The organism is Streptomyces sp. NPDC005925 (assembly GCF_040638805.1).
Taxonomy (GTDB): Bacteria; Actinomycetota; Actinomycetes; order Streptomycetales; family Streptomycetaceae; genus Streptomyces.
The window spans coordinates 1-20,884 of the sequence record NZ_JBEXVL010000005.1 but is presented as its reverse complement, the minus strand read 5'-3'; the positions used below and the strand labels follow the sequence as shown (position 1 = coordinate 20,884).

Below are 20,884 nucleotides of genomic sequence, written 5' to 3'. Positions count from 1 at the left end.
AACTCTCGCCGAACGTGTCTACCCCCGTGACATCGCGGAACCCGGTAGCACTGAAGGAGGCAGCCATGCGCCGTGTGACCGTGCAGAAGCCCCTGAAGAAGACGGACGTGCGCCGAGTCCTGGACGAGGCGGACGACCGCCCCGCGGGACGACCCGAAGTCCGCAAGGACATCGCCCGGACCTGGTGGCCGGACAACTGAGACGCGGCCCGCGTCTCAGTCCGAGCGCGGTCCCGGCGCTCCCCCGACGCGAGCACGAGGATCCCCTTCACCCGCCGCCGGCAGCATGCGCAGGCTCTCGGAAGCAGGCTCGGATCACCACCCACCGGATCGCACCCGGGGCTCACCCCCCGGGATTTCCCAGGTATTCACGCATGTCGCGAGTGATCGCGCAGCAGGACCTTTCACATACCGCGTGAGGCCCCGCGCCAGGGGGCCTGTCCGGCGGCTCGGGCCGGACAGGCCCCCTTTCTGCGCGTCGTCACACCCCGGCGGGCGTCACGGACATGTCACTCGAAGACCGAGGCGCAGGTGGTCGGCGTGGCCCGGGCCGGGTCGAGCGCGTTGTTCACCTCGTGGAAGGCGACCCGGTCGGTCAGGCCGATCGCGACGTGCTCGGACAGGTCGGCCGAGCACAGGTCCTGCAGCACGACGTTGCGCACGTTCGGCCCGTTCAGGAACTGGCTGCGGTACGGCGTGACGACCTCGTCGTACTTCGTGGCGATGACCGTGTAGTTGACGCCGGGTACGGTGTCGCCGCCCTCGTTGAGCCGGGTGAGCAGGGCGGATCCGGCGATCTGGTCGGCGAGGGCCGGGGTGGCCTCGGTCAGCAGGTCCTCGGCGCCCGGGAAGTACGGCAGGAGCTGCGTCAGGCCGAACATGGTGGTGCCGTGGTTGCTCGGCGCGAGCCCGACGAGGGCGTTCACCTTGCCCGCTCCGCCCAGGAACTTGAGGTAGTAGCGGGGCATCATGCCGCCCTGCGAATGGCCGACGAGGTCGGCCTCGGCGGCGCCGGTCGCGGCGAGCACCCTGTCGACGAAGGCGGACAGCTCCCGCGCCGACTTGTCGACCGGACCGAGGCCGTGGAAGAGGGGCACACCGTCGAGGACGCCGTAGTCGAGGGAGTAGACGCAGTATCCGCGGCCCTTCAGGTACGGGGCCAGTCCGAGCCAGTTGTCGACGGAGTTGCCGAGCGTGCCGTGAACGAGAACCACGGGCCGGGGATGCGCGGCGGACGGCTTGCAGGTGTAGTCGTTCCAGCCGCGGTCGGGTCCGGCGGCGGCGTGGGCGACGCCGGAGGGGGCGGCCAGGGTGGCGGTCAGCAGGGCCGCGGCCAGCGGTCCGAGCAGTCGTTTCCAGGGGAGCATCGGGTGATCTCCTTGCGGCTCATGGGGTAGCGACTCAAAGGAGTGGCGACTCGGTGCCCAGTGATCCGGATCACGGGATGCTGTTTCACGTGTCAAGTTACGGGTGAGTAGCGCAGGTGTGAAGTTACGCGTCAGTAAAAACTTGGGGCGACCGCCGCACCGCGCGTCACATGCACGGCATTTGACAGGCTTTCGTCATGCGGCCGAAAACCCCCGCGGACTCCCCCGCGAGCCGATCGACCGCCCACCGATGCCGCTTACGCCGCCAGCGTCCCCGGCATCACCGCGCGTGGGCCGAACTTCGCCCGGGCGCGGTCCGCGACCTCCTCGAGACGGCGGGCCTTGTCGTCCGCGGGGTCGAAGGTGAGCTGGTGGGAGGCCTGTTCGGCGGGGGCGAGGCCCTCGGCGCGCAGGGTGATCGCGCGCACCCGGGCACGCTGCAGGCCGAGCGCCTCGTACATGCCGTAGGCGGCCCTCGTCAGCGCGGCGGAGTGCGCGGTCGGCTCCGGGAGCGCCCGGCTCCGGGTCGTGGCAGAGATGTCGGCGTAGCGGACGGTGAGGGTGAGGGTGCGGCACACCTTGTCCACGGCACGCAGCCGGGCGCCCAGTTCCTCCGCCGCGCAGAGCAGGGCACGGCGATGCCGGGCGGGGTCCAGTTCGTCGCGGTCGAAGGGGCGCTCGGTGGCCAGGGAGCGGGAGACGGCATTCGGTACGACCCGGCCGCGGTCGACACCGTTCGCCTTCTCGTGCAGTTCCCGTCCCGCCTTCGCGCCGACCAGGCGCTGGAGCGTGGCCGGCGGGGCGGCGGCGACCCGGCCGAGGGTGTCGAGACCGTACTCGCACAGGGTGCGGGCGGTCGCGGTGCCGACGCCGGGCAGCGCGGTGACGGGTTTGCCGGCCAGGAACTCCGCGATGCCCTCGGGGTCGCCGGGCACCGCGCACGTCACGCCGGGCCGGGCGTCGCGCAGCGCCATGCGGGCCAGCATCGGGCCGGGCCCGGCTCCGGCCAGGCAGTCGACGCCGTGCCGCGCGAGGGAGCGGACGCGGATCACCGACGCCAGGGCGACCGCGTCGCGTCCGAAGTACCGTTCGGCGCCCCGCAGATCGGCCAGTGCGCCGTCGGGCGGCAGGGCCTCGATCACGGGCGTGAACTCCTCCAGCAGCCCGAGCAGCCCCGGCAGGGCCGTCTCGTTTCTCCCCGGCAGCTGGAAACGTACGCAGAGGATGGTCATCCCGCGCTCCCCGGACTCTGGTGCCACAACTTCCTTCTCACCGCGGACCCTTCGCCCGCCGGGCGCAGATCGGCCCAGGGGTGCATCTCGTACCCCGTGGACATCCGGATCCTCCGGCCCTCCATCGGATCGCGGGCGGCGGAACCGGCCGGCGACGGCAACCCGTCCGAACCGGCGAGTCTCCTGCGCGCCGCGCCGTCACCACCGTCGGCCACGCCGTCACCGTCGTCGGCCGCGGGTGGCGCGCCGCCCGGCGCGGCCAGCCGGGCCGCGACCCCTTCCAGTCCCTCCTCCCGGCGCACCTCCAGCAGTTCGGCGAGGTTCCAGGCGGCGGAGCCGACCACGCTGAGGCTGCGCGGGCCGCGGCGCTGCACCACGCCGCGCACCAGCAGCAGCCAGGAGTGGAAGACGGCGTGGGCGCAGGCGTCGTGCGAGTCGCCGAAGAAGGCGAGGTCGACCAGGCCAGTGCCGTCGTCCAGCGTGGAGAAGATGACTCTCTTGCCGGACCGGATCGGTGGGGTCTGGGTGGCCGCCTTGGCACCCGCGACCAGCACCGTCTCGCCGTGCCGGGCATCGCGCAGCCGGCGTGCCGACACCACGCCCAGCTCGTCGAGGAAGGCCTGGTGGTCGTCCATGAGGTTGCGCGAGGCGTCCATGGACAGCACGCCCAGTTCGGCGCTGAGCCGTTCCGCCGGGGTGAGGTCGGGCAGCCCGGCCGGGGCCGTCCTCCGCCCGCCCGACAACGGCAGCTGGTCTCCACCGCCGCTCCGCGCACCCCGGTGCAGCTCGGCCAGGTGCAGTTGCAGGTCGCGCCGGTTGGCGCCGAAGGCGTCCAGTGCGCCGACCTGCGCGAGGCGCCCGGCGAGGGGGCGGCTGGGCCGGGCCCGTTCCCAGAAGTCGAGCAGTGAGGCGTACGGCTGGCCCTCGGCGATCCGCGCGGCCTCGGCCTCGCTGATGCCGTGCACGTCGGACAGCGCCAGCCGCAGCCCCCACTCGCTCTTTCCGTCGGACACCAGTTCGATACGGTGGGCGACGCCCGACACGTTCACGTCCAGCGGCAGGATCGGCACCCCGCGCCGCCGCGCGTCCGCCAGCAGCAGCCGCTTCGGGTACATGCCGGGGTCGTGCGTGAGCAGTCCCGCGTAGAAGGCGGCCGGGTGATGGGCCTTCAGCCAGGCGGACTGGTAGGTCGGCACGGCGAAGGCCACCGCGTGCGCCTTGCAGAAGCCGTACGAACCGAAGGCCTCCACGATCTCCCATGTCCGCCGGATCGTTTCTGCGTCATAGCCGCGCTCCGCCGCGCTCCGCGCGAACCACACCCGGATCCGTGCCTGCGACTCGGGGTCGGACAGCCCGCGCCGCACCCGGTCGGCCTCGTCGCGCCCGCAGCCGGTCAGGACGTCGAGCATCCGGATGATCTGCTCGTGGAAGACGACGACCCCGTACGTCTCCTTCAGCGCGTCCTCCAGGTCGGGGTGCGGGTAGCGGACCGGCGCCCGCCCGTGCCGCGCCTCGATGAACGGCCGCACCATGTCGGCGGCGACCGGGCCGGGCCGGAACAGGGAGATGTCCACGACCAGGTCGTGGAAGCCGGCCGGCTGGAGCCGGCCCACCAGGTCCCGCTGGCCCGGCGACTCGATCTGGAAGCAGCCCAGCGTCTCGGTGGAACGGATCAGCCCGTACGTGTCCGGGTCCCCCTCGGGCACCGCGTCCAGGTCGACCCGCTCCCCCGTGGCCCGCTCGACCTCGGCGACCGCGTGCGCCATCGCCGACTGCATCCGCACGCCCAGGACGTCCAGCTTGAGCAGCCCGAGGTCCTCGACGTCGTCCTTGTCGAACTGCGACATGGGCAGGCCCTCGCCACTGGTCGGCACCACCGGTGTCCGGGCGAGCAGGGAGGCGTCCGAGAGGAGCACCCCGCACGGGTGCATGGCGACGCCGCGCGGCAGGGCGTCGAGCGCCTCCACCAGCTCCCACAGCCGCCCGTACTTCTCCTTCTCCCCGGCCAGCTGCCTGAGCTCGGGCAGCTCCGCCAGGGCCGCCCGGGCGTCGCGGGCGCGGATGTGCGGGAAGGACTTGGCGATGCGGTCGATGTCGGCCGGGTCCATGGACAGGGCGGCACCCACGTCCCGGACGGCGTGCCGCACCCGGTAGGTCTCCGGCATCGAGACCGTCGCGACCCGCTCGGTGCCGAACCGGCCGATGATCGCCCGGTAGACCTCCAGACGGCGGGCGGACTCCACGTCGATGTCGATGTCGGGCAGCACCAGTCGCCGCTTGGACAGGAACCGCTCCATCAGCAGCCCGTGCTCGACCGGGTCGGCGTGGGCGATGCCCAGCAGGTGGTTGACCAGCGACCCGGCGCCGGAGCCGCGCGCGGCGACCCGGATACCCATGGCGCGCACGTCGTCCACGACCTGGGCGACCGTGAGGAAGTACGAGGCGAAGCCGTGGTGGGCGATGATGTCCAGCTCCTGGTGCATCCGCTCCCAGTAGGCCCGCCGCCCGTCGTAGCCGCGCAGCACCATGCCCGCCGCCGCCCGGGAGGCGAGCGTGCGCTGCGCGGTGCGCCGCCCGGCTCCGACGAGGTGCGGCTCGGGGAAGTGGACGGTGCCGATGCCGAGGTCGTCCTCGGGGTCCACGCGGCACTCGGCGGCCGCCGCCCGGGTCTGCTCCAGCAGCCGGTGGGCGATGTCGCGCCGGAAGCCCGCGGCCTCCACGACGCGCTCCGCCGCCCCGGCCATCGCCTCCGGCCCCTTCAGCCAGGCCTCCCCGGAGTCCGGTTCCCCGACGGAACCGATCGGCACGAGGCGGCGCGCGGCGTCCAGCACGTCGGCCACGGGGCCGGTGCCGGGGTCGGCGTACCGTACGGCGTTGCTGAGTACGGGCCTGATCCGCTGCTCGGCGGCGAAGCCGACGGTGCGGGCGGCGAGCCGCAGCGAACCGGCTCCGGTTCCGGTGCGGCCGTGCCAGACCGCTTCGAGCCGCAGGGCGTCGCCGTACACCTCGCGCCATGCGGCGAGCAGCCGGGCGGCGCGGTCCGGGCGGCCGGCGGCGAGGGCGCGGCCGACGTCGGAGTCCGGTCCGAGCAGGACGGTCAGGCCGTCCCCGTGGCAGGCGGACCGGGGCAGCAGGGGCGGGCCCTCCCCGGCGTGCGCGGCTGTGACGATCCGGCACAGGTCGGCCCAGCCGCGGGCGCCGTCCCGGGCGAGGAAGGTGACGCGGGGCGCCGACTCGTCGACGAAGGCGCCGCCCCGTACCGGCGTACGGCGCTTCACGCGCCCCGCCGCGATCCCCTCGGCGTCCTCGGCGTCCGCCACGGCGAGGTCCACGCCGAACAGCGGACGGACGCCCGCCGCCGCGCAGGCCTTGGCGAAGCGGACCGTGCCCGCGAGGGTGTCGCGGTCGGTGAGGGCGAGCGCGTCCATGTCCCGCTCGGCGGCACGCCCGGCCAGCCGCTCCGGGTGCGAGGCGCCGTACCGCAGGGAGAACCCGGAGACGGTGTGCAGATGCGGGAAACCCGGCACACGCACCTCCCGTACTCACGGACCCGGGGGGATCGGCCCCTCGGTCCTTCGATCTTCGAACATCAGTTCCCAAGCTCCCCACCCCCACCATAGACCAATTCTCGAACATCTGTACGGCACCCGTCCGACCCCGGCCCACCTGCGTAAACGCCCGGTCCGGGCCCGGTCGCACCCGCCCGCCCCGACCGGGCCCGGGCACGCGAAAGTCCCGCCCCTCGCGCGCGGGGCGGGACTTCACGTGGTGGCCGTCAGGCCGGGAGGTGCGTCAGCCGATCTGCGTACCCGTGGCGGACAGCGCCTCGGTCACCGGCTGGAAGAAGGTCTCACCGCCGGAGGAGCAGTCACCGCTGCCCCCGGAGGTCATGCCGATCGCCTTGTCGCCGGAGAACAGCGAACCGCCGCTGTCGCCGGGCTCGGCGCACACATCGGTCTGGATGAGACCATTGACGATGTCACCGTTGCCGTAGTTCACGGTCGCGTCCAGGCCGGTGACCGTGCCCTCGTGGACCTGGGTGGTCGAACCGCTGCGGGTGACCTGCATGCCGACGGTGGCCTCGGCGGCGCCGCTGATCGCCTGCGCGGAACCGTTGTAGAGGTTCACCTCGCCGGGGTGGGCGACGTCGGCCGTGTACTTCACCAGGCCGTAGTCGTTGTCGGGGAAGCTGGAGTCCGCGTTCTCCCCGATGACGCTGCCGGACGAGTCCGACCAGCTGGAGATGGACTCGGTGCAGTGACCGGCGGTCAGGAAGTAGGGCTCGCCGCCCTTGACCACGTTGAAGCCCAGCGAGCAGCGCCCGCCGCCGCCGGTGATGGCGTCGCCACCCGCGACGAAGGTCTTGAACTCACCCTTGGTCCGCTTGACCTCGACCGTCCGGCCGAGCTTGCCGGCGACGCCGGTCAGCTTCGCCAGCTCGGCCTTGGAGACCGTGCGGTCGGCGGTGACGACGACCTTGTTGGCCGCCAGGTCGGTCACCCAGGACGTGCCCGGGATGGTCGCGTCCTGCTTGAGGGCGGTGCGGGCGCTCTTCAGCTCGGCGAGGGAGTTCTCGACGATTCTGGCCTTGGCACCGGCCTCCTGGACGGCCTGGGCGGCGGCCTCGTCGAGCACGTTCACGACGAGGCTCTTCGCCTGGGCGTCGTAGTAGGTGCCCGCCGTGTCGGCGCCGAGGTCCTGCACTAGGGTCGAGGCGAGCTTTCCGGCCGCCGTGACCGACAGGGTCTTGGGGGCTGCGGCCTCGGGCGACTCACTCGCGTTCGCAGTCTGGAAGGTGACTCCCGCCGCGACCAGTGCGGCGATTCCCGCACCTATCACGGCTGCGCGCCGCTTGGGTATGCGTCGATGCTTCAACTCATGTCCTCCTGTGGGGGGTCGATCCGGGAGATTGTGGGGATCTCGCGGACCGGAAGGCATACGAACACAGAGGCAGCTCACGAAAAACGCCACGTCCGTGCCGGTTGAACGGCGCCCACTATTCCTAGGGTTGCGGGGGGCACACAAGGTCGACTTCAGGACGCGCGTGCGATGTGCGTCACACACCCCCACCGCCTTGACTGCCCACGGTCACCCCAGGTCGATTCTTCTGCAAACACTACGGGCGGGTAACCCATGCACTGACGGTGAGGTCTGGTCCTGTCTTGTTTTCGCCCCTACGGCGCCCGGATCAACGCGGGTTGACGCCGAGTCGTCCCCATCCGCACGTCCGGGGGGAGGGAATTCCCGCCGCCGCGGAACGTCTCCACGAGGCCCGCGCAAGCCGGTACGAGACAGCACAAGACACCCCGAGCCGGTGCGAGTCGGCGCGAGGGGGTGCGAGAGGGTGCGAGAGGGTGTGAGCCGGTGTGAAGGGTGTGAGGCAGCGTGAAGCAGTGCCAACCGTCCCGGCCTGGCCCAAGAAGCCCCCGCTCCGCGCGAATCCGGGTGAAGCGCCTGAACGAGGGCGAGCCCCCACACAGCTGTCGCTGCGGGGGGCTCGTCTGCCGTCGGCCCGGACCGGGCCGTCGGAGCTCCGTGCGGAGGTACCGGTGGGGCGTCGGCCTAGTAGACGCTGACGCCGTACGCGCTGAGCGCCTCGGTGACCGGCTGGAAGAAGGTCGTGCCGCCGGAGGAGCAGTCGCCGCTGCCGCCCGAGGTCAGACCGTACGCCTGGCCGTTGCTGCCGTAGAGCGAGCCGCCGGAGTCACCGGGCTCGGCGCAGACGGTGGTCTGGATCAGACCGTAGACGACATCGCCGCCGCCGTAGTTGACGGTCGCGTTCAGGGCCGTGACACGGCCGCTGTGCGTGCCGGAGGTGGAACCGTCACGGATGACGGTGGTGCCGACGGCCGGGGTGCTGGCGCCGACGATGTCCACTCCGTTGGCCGTGCCCGGCTTGGAGACGGAGCTGTTGGTGTACCGGACCAGACCGTAGTCGTTGCCCGGGAAGCTGGAGCCGGCGGTCGTGCCGAGGGTCGTGGAGTGACCCGAGTCGGCCCACCAGGTGCCCGCACCGTCGGTGCAGTGACCGGCGGTCAGGAAGTATTGGGTGCCCGCGCTGTTGCGGACGTTGAAGCCGAGGGAGCAGCGCCAGCTGCTCGCGTAGATGGCGTCACCGCCCTGGATCAGCTTGCTGAACTTGCCGGGGGTGTGCTTGATCGTGAGGGCGTCGGCGTTGGCGCCGGCCTCCTCCTTGATCTTGGCCAGCTCGGCCTGCGAGACCGTGCTGTCGACGGTGACGACGACACGGCCGGTCTTGCTGTCGACGGCCCAGGCGGTACCCGCGACGTCGGCGTCCAGTACCGCGGCGCTGGCGCTCTTGAGCTGGCTCGCGTTGAAGGTCGCCGGGGTCTCCGACGCGCTCGCGTTGGGGATCGCGATCGCGGCCGCGGCCACGAGACCGGTGGACACGGCGATCAGCCGGGTCCGTCTCGACATGCCGCTGCGGGGGGTCATGCGCTTGATCCTCACTTGGTTCCTCCACGGGGGAAGTAGGGGGCCCGTCGTGGGGTCGAGGGCCCGTGAGGCGCAGTCGAGGGAACCACGAGTCCGGATTCCGAACACGTCGTGCCCCTGACAAGCGCTGTGGGGAGTATTCGGCCGGCGGTCGATTACCGCAAGAGGGCCTTTCGGACGTCAACCTTTTACCCACGTATAACCGTTCGGCGTCCACATCGTCTTCACACCACGCCGACCTCGACGTTGTCACTCCTCGGAAGACGCACACCTGACAGCCCCTGAAGCACCGACGGCCGCTCCACACACCGACGGCCGGCCCGAGAACGGACCGGCCGCCCTGCAGAGCGTCGGTCAGCAGCCGCAGTCGCAGTCACACCCGTCACACCCGCAGCAGCCGTCCTCGCCGCAGCACGAGCAGCAGTCGCAGCAGCTCCCGCAGTCGCAGTCGCAGTTGCTGCACAGACCCTGCCGCCGCCGCCCCGACCAGGGGTCATGGAACTCACCGCAGCACATCTGGCACGTGCAGGCCAGCCCCAGCCAGACCGCGCACCCGGCGAGCAGCCCGCGCCGGTCGCGGTGCGGCGGCTCCGGCGGCGTCGGCGCCCCGGGGCCGTGCGGCCCGCCGGGCGGCGCGTACGGCCCGCCCGGCGGGGGGCCGTACAGCTCGGGGCGGCCGTGCGCGCAGGAGACGGTGCCGAAGGCGCGGTCGACGGAGGCGGGCAGTTCGTGCACGAGCAGCCGGTGCGCGAGCCTGCCCTCGGTGAACTCGACCTCGCGCAGGGCGAGCCGGATGCCGTGCACGGCGTCGTCGGCGAGCCGCCTGGCCTCCGCGAGGGAGGTACCGGTGGCGGCGAGCGGGTTCCAGGCGCCCGACGCGGCGTCGGACTCACGGTCCTCTACGGCGTCCAGCAGATGCGCGAGCCGGCCGAAGAGACGGCCGGCCTCGGCGAGCGGTGCGGCGTTGGACGGCCGACCCGCCAGCACCGCGGTGTGCGCGAACGCGGCGGCGGTGGCGGTCTCGGTCGGTTCGGTCACGGTGAGGATCGGCGTCCCGGGTCCGGCGAGCGTTTCGAGGCCGATCTGCCGGTCCACGGCGTCGACGAGGACGGCGGTGTCGAATCCGACGGCGGATCCGGCGCGCTCCCCCGCCCTGCCCCAGCTCGTGGCGACCCGGCGCGCGGCGAGCGACACCGGCCGACGGGCCAGCAGCCCGTCGCCGTCGGCGACGTGGTCGCGCACCTTGGCGGCGGCCAGCACCAGCGAGACGGCGGCGGCGAGCCGCGCGCCCTCGCCCCGGGCGACGGACGCGGTGCGCATGCCGCGCAGCGGACAGGGTCCGGCAGTGCGCCGCCGCCCCTCGGAGCGCTCGGCCTGAGCTTCCGTCAGCACCGAGACGAGTAGCCCGTCGTAGTTGGTGACGACCCGCGCGAACTGGCCGTGGTCTCCGCGCAGCGCCAGGCAGAGCCCGCACAAATGCGCCATCCACTGGGTTGCGAGGTTCTCCCCGAGTCGGTGCCGACATGGCCTGACTATTCCGAACATGGCGCGCATCCCCCGTCGATCGACGTGCCTGTCGACCGCATCGTATCGGCCACTTCGTTCACCCGAACGCGTCGCGACTCACCCGTCCGCCGAGAGAAATCATATTTCACTCACAGTCAGCAGCGGTTTACCTCAAGGCCCTTGGGAAACATGGACTCTCGACGGATCGCCTGTGCACCAGTACCGTCACAAACCCCCCGCGCGGCGACTATCCACTTGGCGCGCCATCCGCATCATGAACGACCATAGGGGTGCGGAAAGCAGAAAGACCGCTGTGAGAGGAGGCGTCCATGGGATCGGTGCGCAAGGCGAGTGCGTGGCTCGGCCTCGTCGACGACAACGATGACGAGCGCTACTACGACGACGAGACTTACGAGGGGACCGAATCCGGGGACGCCTGGGTCACCGACCCACGCGTGAAGGTGGCCTCGGAGACGGCGGAGGACAAGGGCCGCCGGATCGGCACGGTCACCCCGGACAGCTTCCGGGACGCGCGTGCCATCGGCGAGCTGTTCCGGGACGGGGTCCCCGTCATCATGAACCTCACGGCCATGGAGGCCGGCGACGCCAAGCGCGTCGTCGACTTCGCGGCCGGGCTCATTTTCGGCCTGCGCGGTTCGATCGACCGCGTTTCCACCCGGGTGTTCCTGCTGACGCCCGCCGACACGGAGATCATCAGCGGCGAACCCGCCGCGCACCGCACGGACGGCTTCTTCAACCAGAGCTGAGGCAGGGCCGCTCACCGGCCCCGCCCCAGCGGGGTCCGCCGGTCCGGGCCCGCCGGACCCCCGGCAGGCCGACCGGGAGGTCTACCGGAACGCGTCGAGTCCGGTGAGCGCCTTGCCCAGCACGAGCTGATGCATTTCGACGGTGCCCTCGTAGGTGAGCACCGACTCGAGGTTGGTCGCGTGCCGCATCACGGGATATTCGAGCGAGATCCCGTTGGCACCCAGAATGGTCCGGGCCGTACGGCAGATGTCGATGGCCTCTCGTACGTTGTTGAGCTTGCCGAAGCTGATCTGCTCCGGGCGCAGGCGGCCGGCGTCCATGCGCCGCCCGAGATGGTGGGCGAGCAGAATCCCCTTGTGCAGTTCGACGGCCATGTCGGCGAGTTTGGCCTGCGTCAGCTGGAAGCCACCGATGGGACGGCCGAACTGTTCCCGTGACGTGGCGTAGGCGACGGCCGTCTCGAAAGAGGACCGGGCGGCGCCCATGGACCCCCAGACGATGCCGTAGCGGGCGTGGGACAGGCAGCTGAGCGGGCCGCGCAGTCCGGTCACTTCCGGCAGGACGGCGTCGGCGGGCAGCCGCACGTCGTCCATGACGAGTTCGCTGGTGACGGACGCGCGCAGGGACCACTTGTGTGTGATCTCGGGCGCGGAGAAGCCCGCGCTGTCCGTGGGGACGGCGAAGCCGCGGATGCCGTCGTCGGTCTGCGCCCACACCACGGCGACCCCGGCGACCGAGCCGTTGGTGATCCACATCTTGCGGCCGTTGAGGACCCAGTCTCCGCCGTCCCGCTTGGCGTACGTCCGCATCGCCGCGGGGTCGGATCCGATGTCGGGCTCGGTCAGGCCGAAGCAGCCGATGACCTCACCGGCGGCCATGCGCGGCAGCCACCGCTGCTTCTGCTCCTCGCTGCCGAACCGGTGGATGGCGTACATGGCGAGCGAACCCTGCACGGAGACCAGGGAGCGGATGCCGGAGTCGGCGGCCTCCAGTTCCAGGCAGGCGAGCCCGTACTGCACGGCCCCGGCCCCCGCGCAGCCGTATCCCTTGAGGGACATGCCCAGGGCGCCGAGGGCGCCGAGTTCCCGGGCGAGATCCCGGATGCCGGGCAGTTCGCCCTTCTCGTACCACTCCGCGATGTGCGGCAGTACGCGGTCGGCGGCCCAGGCCCGCACGGTGTCCCGCACGGCGAGGTCCTCGGGCTCCAGCAGATCGTCGATGCCGAGGGGGTCGGCGGGGTCGAACGGGGGCAACGACGAGGACCTGGACATGGGGGCACCCTCCGGCAGCAAAAAACTAGCAGTGCTAGTCACGACGGCTTCCGACGTTACGACGCAGTGTCCCGCACGTCCACACCCCCTGGCCGGGCCGCCTCACGCGGCTGCCGGAAGGCGCACGCCGAAGGGCCTGCCGAGGGTCCGCCTCAACGGGCCGTGACCGGCGGCGCGTGGGCGGCCACCTCGGCCTCGCGCGGCCCGGGCAGGTCGACCGCCCGGGGCTCCTGCGCCTCGCAGTGCATCACCCGCGGCAACCGCAGCGCCATCACGGCGCCCAGCAGCAACAGCCCCGCGCTCACCAGCAGCGTCACATGCAGCCCGTGCACGAAGGCGTCCCGCGCCGCACCCCGCAGGGCGGCGCCGACCGGGCCGCCGAGCTGGGCCGCGACCTCGTAGGCCTCCCCCAGCGAGTGGGACGCCGAGGCCGAGGCCGACGACGGCACTCCCGGTACGGAGCTGAGGCCGGGCGCGTACGCCGCGTTCATCACGCTGCCGAGCAGCGCGATGCCGATTCCGGCGCCCAGCTGGTAGGACGTCTCGCCGATGGCCGCGGCGCCGCCCGCCTGCTCCGGCGGGGCCTCGCTCAGCATCGACTCGTACGCCCCGAACAGCGTGGTCTCCAGGCCGAAGCCGAGCAGGACGAAGCCGGACAGCAGCAGCGGGCAGTCGTCCGTGGGCCCCATCGCCGTCAGCAGCACCACCGCGACCGCCGTCAGGCAGAACCCGGAGCAGACCATGCGGCGCGGCCCGAACCGGCGCAGCATCCGCGCGCCCGCCAGCCCGGCCGCCATCGCCGCGAAGGTCAGCGGCACCAGCCGCAGCCCGGTCTGCAGCGGCGACAGGCCCAGCACCAGTTGCAGATACTGCGCGGCGATCAGCTCCAGGCCGACCAGCGCGAGCATCGCCAGCACGATGCAGCCGACGGACGTACTGAACGTGGGCCTGCCGAACATCCTCAGGTCCACCAGGGGCTGCGGGCGCCGCTTCTGCCGCCGCACGAAGAGGACCAGCAGGGTCGCGCCGGCCAGCAGCGGCAGCACGGTCGACGCGCCGTCGACCGGTTCGCCACCGCCGAGCCGTTTCACGCCGAACACCATGCCGAACAGCCCGGCTGCCGCCATCAGCGCGCCGACCACGTCCCAGGGCCCTTGGCCGTCACCCTTCGACTCGGGCAGCAGCAGCCGGCCCACCGGGAGGCTGACCAGCATGAGCGGGATGTTGACGAAGAAGACCGAACCCCACCAGAAGTGCTCCAGCAGGAAGCCGCCGAGCAGCGGTCCGACGGCGGCGCCCACCGCGGCGACGGCGCTCCAGATGCCGATCGCGAGGGCCCGCTCCCGCCGGTCGGGGAAGACCTGCCGCAGGATCGACAGCGTGGCGGGCATGATCATCGCGCCGCCGACGCCGAGCAGCGCCCGCGCCACGATCAGCACGTGGGCACTGTCCGCGACGGCCGCCATGGCGGAGGCGACGCCGAACAGGCCGTAGCCGAGGAGCAGCACGCGTCTGTGGCCGACGCGGTCGCCGAGCGTGCCGAAGAGGATCAGCAGCGACGCGCAGACCAGCGGGTAGGCGTCGACGATCCAGAGCAGCTCCATCGCGCCGGGCCTGAGGTCCTCCGTGACGGCGGGGACGGCGACGTGCAGCACGGTCGCGTCGACGGCGACCAGCAGCAGGCTGACGCAGAGGACGACGAGAACGACCCAGCGGTTGGCACCGGCCCCGGCCGCCCGACGGCGCAGAGCAGCGGCCGTGGTCGTCCCGGACATGTACGTACCTCCCAGATGTTCCTCGCGGTCGGCGGGCTCACGGGGTGGGGGCTCCCGTGACTCGGCCGGGAAGGAGTGGCGGTCCCGGCCCGCGCATCGCAGCGAGTGACACGTCAGCGTACGCGAGTTCATCCGGGCACCGAGTGGCGGACCTCTCACGCACCTCACGGAGGGGTGTGGCGTACGCCACTCTCACCCACGAGGGAACGGATGCCGTGCGCGTGGGCACATTCCGCGGTATTCGCCGCACAACAGGCGCATCGGATGCCCGGCATCCCCACCCGCCGACGTGGGACACACCTCGTGCCGGCGTCACCGCTGGTCGAGGTGTTCGCGGAGCCTCGGGGAGCCAATATCTTCCGACTGTATTATGCGGATGAACGGGTGAAGAAAGCGCGCTCTCCCTTTCTCCCGGCTGTTCGTCACCACGGCTCACGCCGGTTCGCGTGCCGCACTTCGGGTGGCCCGGCGGTAAATCGCCGGGGAACACCGATCCACCGCGAAATGAAGTACAGCGCCGTCGGTCCAGGGATTCCCACGACAAAGGAACCATTCGACACACGAAGAACGTGCTGTTTGAGGCGAAGGCCACATCACATAGGCATTACAAACCCTTCCACCGGGTCAATCCGTCTCGCCGGGCCCTGTAGCGTCGATTGGGTGCGTACCAAAACGAGCCCCACCCGTCTGGACCGGGTGTTCGCCAGACTGGACCGTGAGCCGCAGCGGCCGGTCCACATCGGCGTGCCGCGCATGAGCCGGCACCGGGTCGTGCTGCTGGCGGGCACTCTGGCCGTGTACGTGGCGATCGTGTGGGCCGTGGTCATCGACTCGTGGCTCGTCCGCCTCGACTGGCAGGTCATGTTCTTCCGGCCGTACCAGCAGTGGCAGAACATCCACGCCTTCGTCGACTACTACGTCGTCCTCGGCCAGCGCGGCCCCACCGCCGTGATGATCGCGGCCTGGCTGGGCTGGCGTTCCTGGCGGCAGCACACGCTGCGCCCGCTGCTCGCCCTCGGCGCCTCGCTGCTGCTGCTGAACATCACCGTCGGCGCCGCCAAGTACGGCATGGGGCGGCTCGGACCGCACTACGCGACGGAGATCGGCGCCAGCGAGATGTGGCTCGGCGGCGACATCTTTCCCAGCGGCCACACCGCCAACGCCGTCGTGACCTGGGGCATCCTGGCCTATCTGGCCTCCACCCCATGGGCCAGGCGCTGGCTGTCCGCGGTGTCCGCGGTGACCTCGCTCGGCGTCGGCATGGCCACCGTCTACCTCGGTACGCACTGGCTGAGCGACGTACTGCTGGGCTGGGTCGCCGGACTGCTGATCCTGCTGGCGCTGCCCTGGTTCGAGCCGCTGATCGCCCGCGCCGAGGCCCGGATCCTGAAGCTGCGCGACGACCGGCTCGCCCGCCGCAGGGCACGGGCCGCGGGCGTCCCGGTCATGGTCCCGCCGCACCCCACGCCCGCCGGGGAGGAGACACCGGCGCGCGAGCCGGTCTCCGCGGCGCGCTCGGCCCGGCCACCGGTCCACCTCGCGCCCGGCCCGCACACGACCCGCGCGGAGCGCGCCCCGGTCACCACGGCCGGCGGCAGGCGCCCCCACGCGCCGCACCCGGACCGCCTCACGCGCGGCACGGGCTCCCCGGCCCACCCGGTGACGGGCTGCTGACCGGCGAAGTCCTCCGCGGGCGGACGCGGCCCCGCGCACGGCAACGGCCCCGGTTCCCTCGTCGCATCCGAGGGAACCGGGGCCGCGCTGGTACGACGGATCGCGCGCGCGAGGATCGTCCGTACCTCAGTGCCCTCCTGCCGCGGGGCGCTCAGCCCTTCCAGGCTCGCGCCACCAGGCCGTCCTGCACCTCGAAGTTCAGCCGGCCCGCGAGGTACTCCATGGTGATGATCGCCCCCGGCGGCAGCGCCCTCACCGTCGACCAGCCGCGCTCACGCGCGAGCGCTTCGGCCTGTTCGGACCCGAGGCCGACATAAACGTCCGGACTGTCCTGCGGTTCGGCGGGCGGAGTGGGAATCGGTGCCATGCCGTCACGCTATGCCCTGACCCGCCGGCGGGGAAGTCCGGGCCGGGAACAGCCACCGCGCCGGCCCTCCCCGTCACGCTTCTGTCACAGGACGACGACAACCGCAGGGGCGAACTCGCTCACACGGGCGTGCGGGTCCGTACGCCTTCCGCAGGTATTCGAACGTAATTCCCGCGTGTCCTGCCGCCGGTCGGAATAGCCGGGCGGAAAGGTGCCGTGAGAAGTTCCCCGGGGTCCTTTTCATTCCGCCGTCCCGAACCGGTCCGGAGCGTACCGAGGGGCACAGGAATTGGCCGGCTTCCGGCAAAGGACGGTACGGCCCCTGCCGCACATGCGCGTGTGCCGCGCCCGTATGACGGCGGGTGCCGGGGCACACGCGTCCCGGGCAGCGGCGGGCCCGGGACTCGACGAGCGAAGGGGCAGCGAGCGATGGGGACGCAGACCACGGAGCCGGCGGCTCGGCCGCCGTCCGGCCGGAGACCGCGCGGAAACCCACGGGGCCGCGTGGTCGTGGACTGGCTGACCACCACCGACCACAAGAAGATCGGGCATCTCTACCTGATCACGTCGTTCGCGTTCTTCCTGGCCGGTGGCGTCATGGCGCTGCTGATGCGGGCCGAGCTCGCCCGGCCCGGTCTCCAGCTGATCCACCACCAGCAGTACAACCAGTCGTTCACGCTGCACGGCACGATCATGCTGCTGCTGTTCGCGACACCGAGCTTCGCGGGCTTCGCCAACGAGCTGATGCCGCTCCAGATCGGGGCACCGGACGTGGCCTTCCCGCGGCTGAACATGCTGTCGTACTGGCTGTTCCTTTTCGGCGGGCTGATCGTGCTGGGCTCGCTGGTGCTGCCGACCGGTCCGGCCGCCTTCGGATGGTTCGCCTACGCGCCGCTCAACGGCATGGAGCGGTCGCCGGGCCTCGGACCCGACCTGTGGATCATGGGCTTGGCCCTGACGGGTTTCGGCACGATCCTCGGCGCGGTCAACTTCATCACGACGATCATCGGGATGCGCGCCCCCGGCATGACGATGTTCCGGATGCCGATCTTCACCTGGAACACGCTGTTCACGTCGATCCTGATCCTCATGGCGTTCCCGGTGCTGGCGGCCGCCCTGCTGTGCCTGGAGGCCGACCGGCGGTTCGGCAGCCACGTCTTCGACGCGGCGAACGGCGGGGCGCTGCTGTGGCAGCACCTGTTCTGGTTCTTCGGGCACCCCGAGGTGTACATCATCGCGCTGCCGTTCTTCGGGATCATCACGGAGATTGTCCCGGTGTTCAGCCGGAAGCCCATCTTCGGCTATCTGATGCTGGTCGGCGCGACGATGGCCATCACCGGCCTGTCGGTGGTCGTGTGGGCACACCACATGTTCGCGACGGGTGCGGTGCTGCTGCCCTTCTTCTCCTTCATGAGCTTCCTGATCGCGGTGCCGACCGGCGTGAAGTTCTTCAACTGGACCGGGACCATGCTCAAGGGCTCGCTGTCCTTCGAGACGCCCATGCTGTGGGCGACGGGGTTCCTGGTGTCGTTCCTGTTCGGCGGGCTGACCGGGGTGATCCTGGCGTCGCCGCCGATGGACTTGCACGTCACGGACACGTACTTCGTGGTCGCCCACTTCCACTACGTCGTGTTCGGCACCGTCGTCTTCGCGACCTTCGCGGGGTTCTTCTTCTGGTGGCCCAAGTTCACCGGGAAGATGCTGGACGAGCGGCTCGGCAAGATCCAGTTCTGGACGCTGTTCACCGGCTTCCACACCACGTTCCTGGTGCAGCACTGGCTGGGCGCGGAGGGCATGCCGCGCCGCTACGCCGACTACCTCGCCGCCGACGGCTTCACCGCGCTGAACACCGTCTCCACGATCGGCTCGTTCCTGCTCGGCCTGTCGACACTGCCGTTCCTCTACAACGTCTGGAAGACCGCCCAGTACGGCGAGAAGGTCGACGTGGACGACCCGTGGGGCTACGGCCGCTCCCTGGAGTGGGCGACATCCTGCCCGCCACCCCGCCACAACTTCACGACCCTGCCCCGGATCCGCTCGGAGTCCCCGGCGTTCGACCTGCACCACCCGGGTTACGCGGCCGGGACCCCGCAGCCCGAGCCGAAGCGGCACCAGGCTTCTCAGGAACGGGACTGAGCCGGGGTCACCACTGCAGGGGCGGGCCGAAGATCGCCGGGAGACGGTGCGCGTCCTGGGCGCGGGACGAACCCGCGGGGATGGTCAGCAGGGTTCCGACGCGCAGCAGGCCGGGGTCGGGCCCGACGGCCGCGCGGTTGGCGTCGTACATGCCGCGCCAGCCTCCCTTGACGCCGTACTCCCGGGCGATCGAGGAGAGCGTGTCGCCGGGCTGCACGGTGTGCATGCGGCCCGTGAGCCCGTACCGCATGGAGCAGACCGGCCAGGCGCCCCAGCCCTGCACGGCCAGCACCTTCTGGGCCACCGCGATCTGCTCGGCGCGGGTGGCGAGGTCGGCGCGCGGCGCGTACGTGAGGCCGCCGAACTCCCGCCAGGTGGACTGCGTGAACTGCAGTCCGCCGTAGAAACCGTTGCCGGTGTTGATGTCCCAGCGGCCGCTGCTCTCGCAGTCGGCGACGCAGTCCCAAGGCCACTTGTCCTTCGGGCAGGGGCGTGGCGCGCCCGCCGTGGGCGGGGTCGCGGCGGGCTCGGCCGCGTGTGCGGCACCGGGTACGAGGGCCGTGAACAGGACCGCGGCCAGGGCGAGAGTGATCGGCTTGGCGTGCATCGCCCCACGCTAGGCGGCCTGCGGCGGACACCCGCCCAGGCGCGTCCGGTGCGGCCGGGCGGCCCACCCGGTCGGCGCACTGAACGGTTCCGCCGCCGGCCCGGTGTGTCACGCCGTGCACGGTACGTATCGATAGGGCCTCAAGGCGTGACTCGTCCCCGGCTCACCCGTTGTCATCTTCATGAGCCGGGACCCACCCGGACCACGATCCGGGAGCCACCCGGCATCGTCAGTACCGCATCCCGAGGGAGCCACCCGTGCCGCGCATGCTCGACGTCAGCGACGAGGTACGCGCCGAGATCGGCGACGAAGAAGCCGACCGGCTGCTCGCCGGAGAATCCGCCCCGGGCAGTTACGACTGCACCTCCTGCCGCACTCCGGGCGACTCGGAGCAGGAGCGCACCAGCACCGTCCTGTTCATCGGGGACGAGACCGCCGTCCTCGCCTTCGCCCACTCCGGCTGTCTGGCCTCGCAGGTCGTCCAGGTCACCGAGGAGCAGCTCCAGGGGGCCGTCAAGTCCATCACCGGCGACAGTACGGCCGCGCACGCGCCGCAGCAGGGTGCGCCCGGCCAGGTTGGTCACCAGCAGGCCTCGCCCGAGCAGGCCGTCCTCGGCGTGACCAGCGGACTGGTGCTGATCGCCGGGGACCTGCACCCGGCGCTGGTGGTCGAGCCGACCACGCCCATCGTGCGGCCCGGCGCCACGACCGGCGACGACTTCCTGCCGCTCCTCGTCGAGCAGGGCTTCATGCCGGTCAACGAGCTGTCGGCGGTGCCGTCGGTGCTGCACGGCTGGTCGGTGCTGCTCGCCATGGGCCAGCTGCACGCGGTGCTCCAGCCGGGCCCGGGCGGCAACCAGTCGGTGGCCTGGTGGCAGGCGCACCAGCCGCTGCTGGTCACCGACGGATGGCGGGCAGCCGCCAACAAGCACCAGCAGGTGCTGATGTTCGCGGCGTCCGTCGGTTCCATCGGCCGCCAGCCGCGCGAGGACCTGCTGCGGGGCGCCCTCGACAAGGCAGCGGCGAACGGCCGGCTGGTCGCGGCGGCGCTGCCGCTGACGGGCACCTGAGATGCCCCGCCCCGCACCCGAAGGCAGTTGACCTGCGAAAGCCGCCCGGCAGCCGCATCCCCTGGCGGGCGGTGTCGTTTGGACATACGTGCACACATACGACGTTCCCCGCCGCCAGTCCTATCAGCCGCTGCCCCCGGGGCGGTCGGTCCGGGACTCCCGGGGCGGCCCATCGGCCACGCCGATCTACGATGCGCTCTACGCCGAGTACGTCAAGTCCTTCCGCGCTCTGCCGGGTGACCGCAGCGGCGAGGAGGACCTGGGCTTCACGGCCTTCGGGAACATCCACCGCGGCACGGGCTCGCTGGACGGCCTCGGCCACAGCTCGTACAGCGCCTACAGCGCGGGCGCGAACAACGCCCGTCACACCACGGGCCAGTTGTCGCCGTGGCAGCGCGTCGGGCAGATCGAGCGACAGGCCCCCGGGACGCACCATGTGCCGGCCCTGCCGCCCGCGCCGCGCCGCGGCCTGTGAGACCGGGCACAGCACGGCATGACGCCGAAAGGGGCGGCCCCTCGCCTTGGGTTCTAGGAGTCGTTGCAACACCCCAGTTCAAGGGGTGCGATGGACTTCGAGATCCGTAAGGACCGGACGAAGCCTCAGGGCAGGAAGAAGCTCACCCGGGAGCGGGAGGCATACTCCCGGCTCATGCAGC

The 20,884-nt window shown here is 71.5% G+C and carries 16 protein-coding genes; 6 read left to right on the top strand and 10 right to left on the bottom strand.

What is annotated here, in order from left to right; translation table 11 throughout:
* The first annotated feature begins 65 nt into the window (after positions 1-65).
* Positions 66-200 carry a hypothetical protein gene (locus tag ABZ354_RS08640; RefSeq protein WP_358654405.1) on the top strand — a complete coding sequence of 45 codons (135 nt, stop codon included), beginning with the start codon at positions 66-68 and terminating at the stop codon, positions 198-200.
* Positions 201-508: 308 nt separating this feature from the next.
* Here the strand turns inward: ABZ354_RS08640 and ABZ354_RS08635 are convergent, their stop codons facing one another.
* The 6 genes from ABZ354_RS08635 to ABZ354_RS08610 all read right to left on the bottom strand — a co-directional run bounded on the left by ABZ354_RS08635 (position 509) and on the right by ABZ354_RS08610 (position 10,599).
* The gene (locus ABZ354_RS08635; RefSeq protein WP_358654403.1) at positions 509-1,366 is read right to left on the bottom strand and encodes an alpha/beta fold hydrolase; all 858 of its coding nucleotides are present in this window, start codon (positions 1,364-1,366) and stop codon (positions 509-511) included.
* A 257-nt stretch (positions 1,367-1,623) separates the two neighbouring features.
* On the bottom strand, positions 1,624-2,598 hold the full coding sequence (locus ABZ354_RS08630; protein ID WP_358654401.1) for a hypothetical protein: 975 nt from the start codon (positions 2,596-2,598) through the stop codon (positions 1,624-1,626).
* A complete protein-coding gene (gene dnaE, locus ABZ354_RS08625; protein WP_358654399.1) occupies positions 2,595-6,125 on the bottom strand; it encodes a DNA polymerase III subunit alpha in 3,531 nt (1,176 codons plus the stop codon). The genes ABZ354_RS08630 and dnaE overlap by 4 nt, the downstream gene beginning before the upstream one ends.
* A 265-nt stretch (positions 6,126-6,390) precedes the next feature.
* Entirely contained in the window at positions 6,391-7,473 is a 1,083-nt protein-coding gene (locus tag ABZ354_RS08620) for a S1 family peptidase (RefSeq protein WP_358654397.1), read from the bottom strand.
* Positions 7,474-8,160: 687 nt separating this feature from the next.
* On the bottom strand, positions 8,161-9,069 hold the full coding sequence (locus tag ABZ354_RS08615) for a S1 family peptidase (RefSeq protein ID WP_358654395.1): 909 nt from the start codon (positions 9,067-9,069) through the stop codon (positions 8,161-8,163).
* Positions 9,070-9,408: 339 nt separating this feature from the next.
* Positions 9,409-10,599: a DUF5685 family protein gene (locus tag ABZ354_RS08610; RefSeq protein WP_358654393.1), complete on the bottom strand. Its 1,191-nt coding sequence runs from the start codon at positions 10,597-10,599 to the stop codon at positions 9,409-9,411.
* Between the two features lie 290 nt (positions 10,600-10,889).
* Between ABZ354_RS08610 and ABZ354_RS08605 the strand changes: the two genes are divergently transcribed.
* Positions 10,890-11,327 carry a cell division protein SepF gene (locus ABZ354_RS08605; RefSeq protein WP_358654391.1) on the top strand — a complete coding sequence of 146 codons (438 nt, stop codon included), beginning with the start codon at positions 10,890-10,892 and terminating at the stop codon, positions 11,325-11,327.
* An 81-nt stretch (positions 11,328-11,408) separates the two neighbouring features.
* Here the strand turns inward: ABZ354_RS08605 and ABZ354_RS08600 are convergent, their stop codons facing one another.
* Complete coding sequence (locus ABZ354_RS08600; protein ID WP_358654389.1) at positions 11,409-12,599, bottom strand: acyl-CoA dehydrogenase family protein; 1,191 nt, start codon at positions 12,597-12,599, stop codon at positions 11,409-11,411.
* 152 nt (positions 12,600-12,751) lie between these two features.
* Complete coding sequence (locus ABZ354_RS08595) at positions 12,752-14,374, bottom strand: MFS transporter (RefSeq protein ID WP_358654385.1); 1,623 nt, start codon at positions 14,372-14,374, stop codon at positions 12,752-12,754.
* A gap of 660 nt (positions 14,375-15,034) precedes the next feature.
* Here ABZ354_RS08595 and ABZ354_RS08590 point away from each other — a divergent pair.
* Complete coding sequence (locus ABZ354_RS08590; protein WP_358654383.1) at positions 15,035-16,048, top strand: phosphatase PAP2 family protein; 1,014 nt, start codon at positions 15,035-15,037, stop codon at positions 16,046-16,048.
* Positions 16,049-16,199: 151 nt separating this feature from the next.
* Here ABZ354_RS08590 and ABZ354_RS08585 read toward each other — a convergent pair whose 3' ends face one another.
* Positions 16,200-16,415: an I78 family peptidase inhibitor gene (locus ABZ354_RS08585; RefSeq protein ID WP_358654381.1), complete on the bottom strand. Its 216-nt coding sequence runs from the start codon at positions 16,413-16,415 to the stop codon at positions 16,200-16,202.
* Positions 16,416-16,844: 429 nt separating this feature from the next.
* On the opposite strand from ABZ354_RS08585, the gene ctaD reads away from it, so the two are divergent.
* Entirely contained in the window at positions 16,845-18,551 is a 1,707-nt protein-coding gene (gene ctaD / locus ABZ354_RS08580; protein ID WP_358654379.1) for a cytochrome c oxidase subunit I, read from the top strand.
* A 7-nt stretch (positions 18,552-18,558) separates the two neighbouring features.
* On the opposite strand, the gene ABZ354_RS08575 is transcribed toward ctaD, so the two are convergent.
* A complete protein-coding gene (locus ABZ354_RS08575; protein WP_358654377.1) occupies positions 18,559-19,158 on the bottom strand; it encodes a transglycosylase family protein in 600 nt (199 codons plus the stop codon).
* 257 nt (positions 19,159-19,415) lie between these two features.
* Between ABZ354_RS08575 and ABZ354_RS08570 the strand changes: the two genes are divergently transcribed.
* Both ABZ354_RS08570 and ABZ354_RS08565 read left to right on the top strand, forming a co-directional pair.
* On the top strand, positions 19,416-20,228 hold the full coding sequence (locus ABZ354_RS08570; protein ID WP_358654375.1) for a hypothetical protein: 813 nt from the start codon (positions 19,416-19,418) through the stop codon (positions 20,226-20,228).
* A gap of 88 nt (positions 20,229-20,316) precedes the next feature.
* Positions 20,317-20,703: a hypothetical protein gene (locus ABZ354_RS08565; RefSeq protein ID WP_358654373.1), complete on the top strand. Its 387-nt coding sequence runs from the start codon at positions 20,317-20,319 to the stop codon at positions 20,701-20,703.
* Positions 20,704-20,884 lie beyond the last annotated feature (181 nt).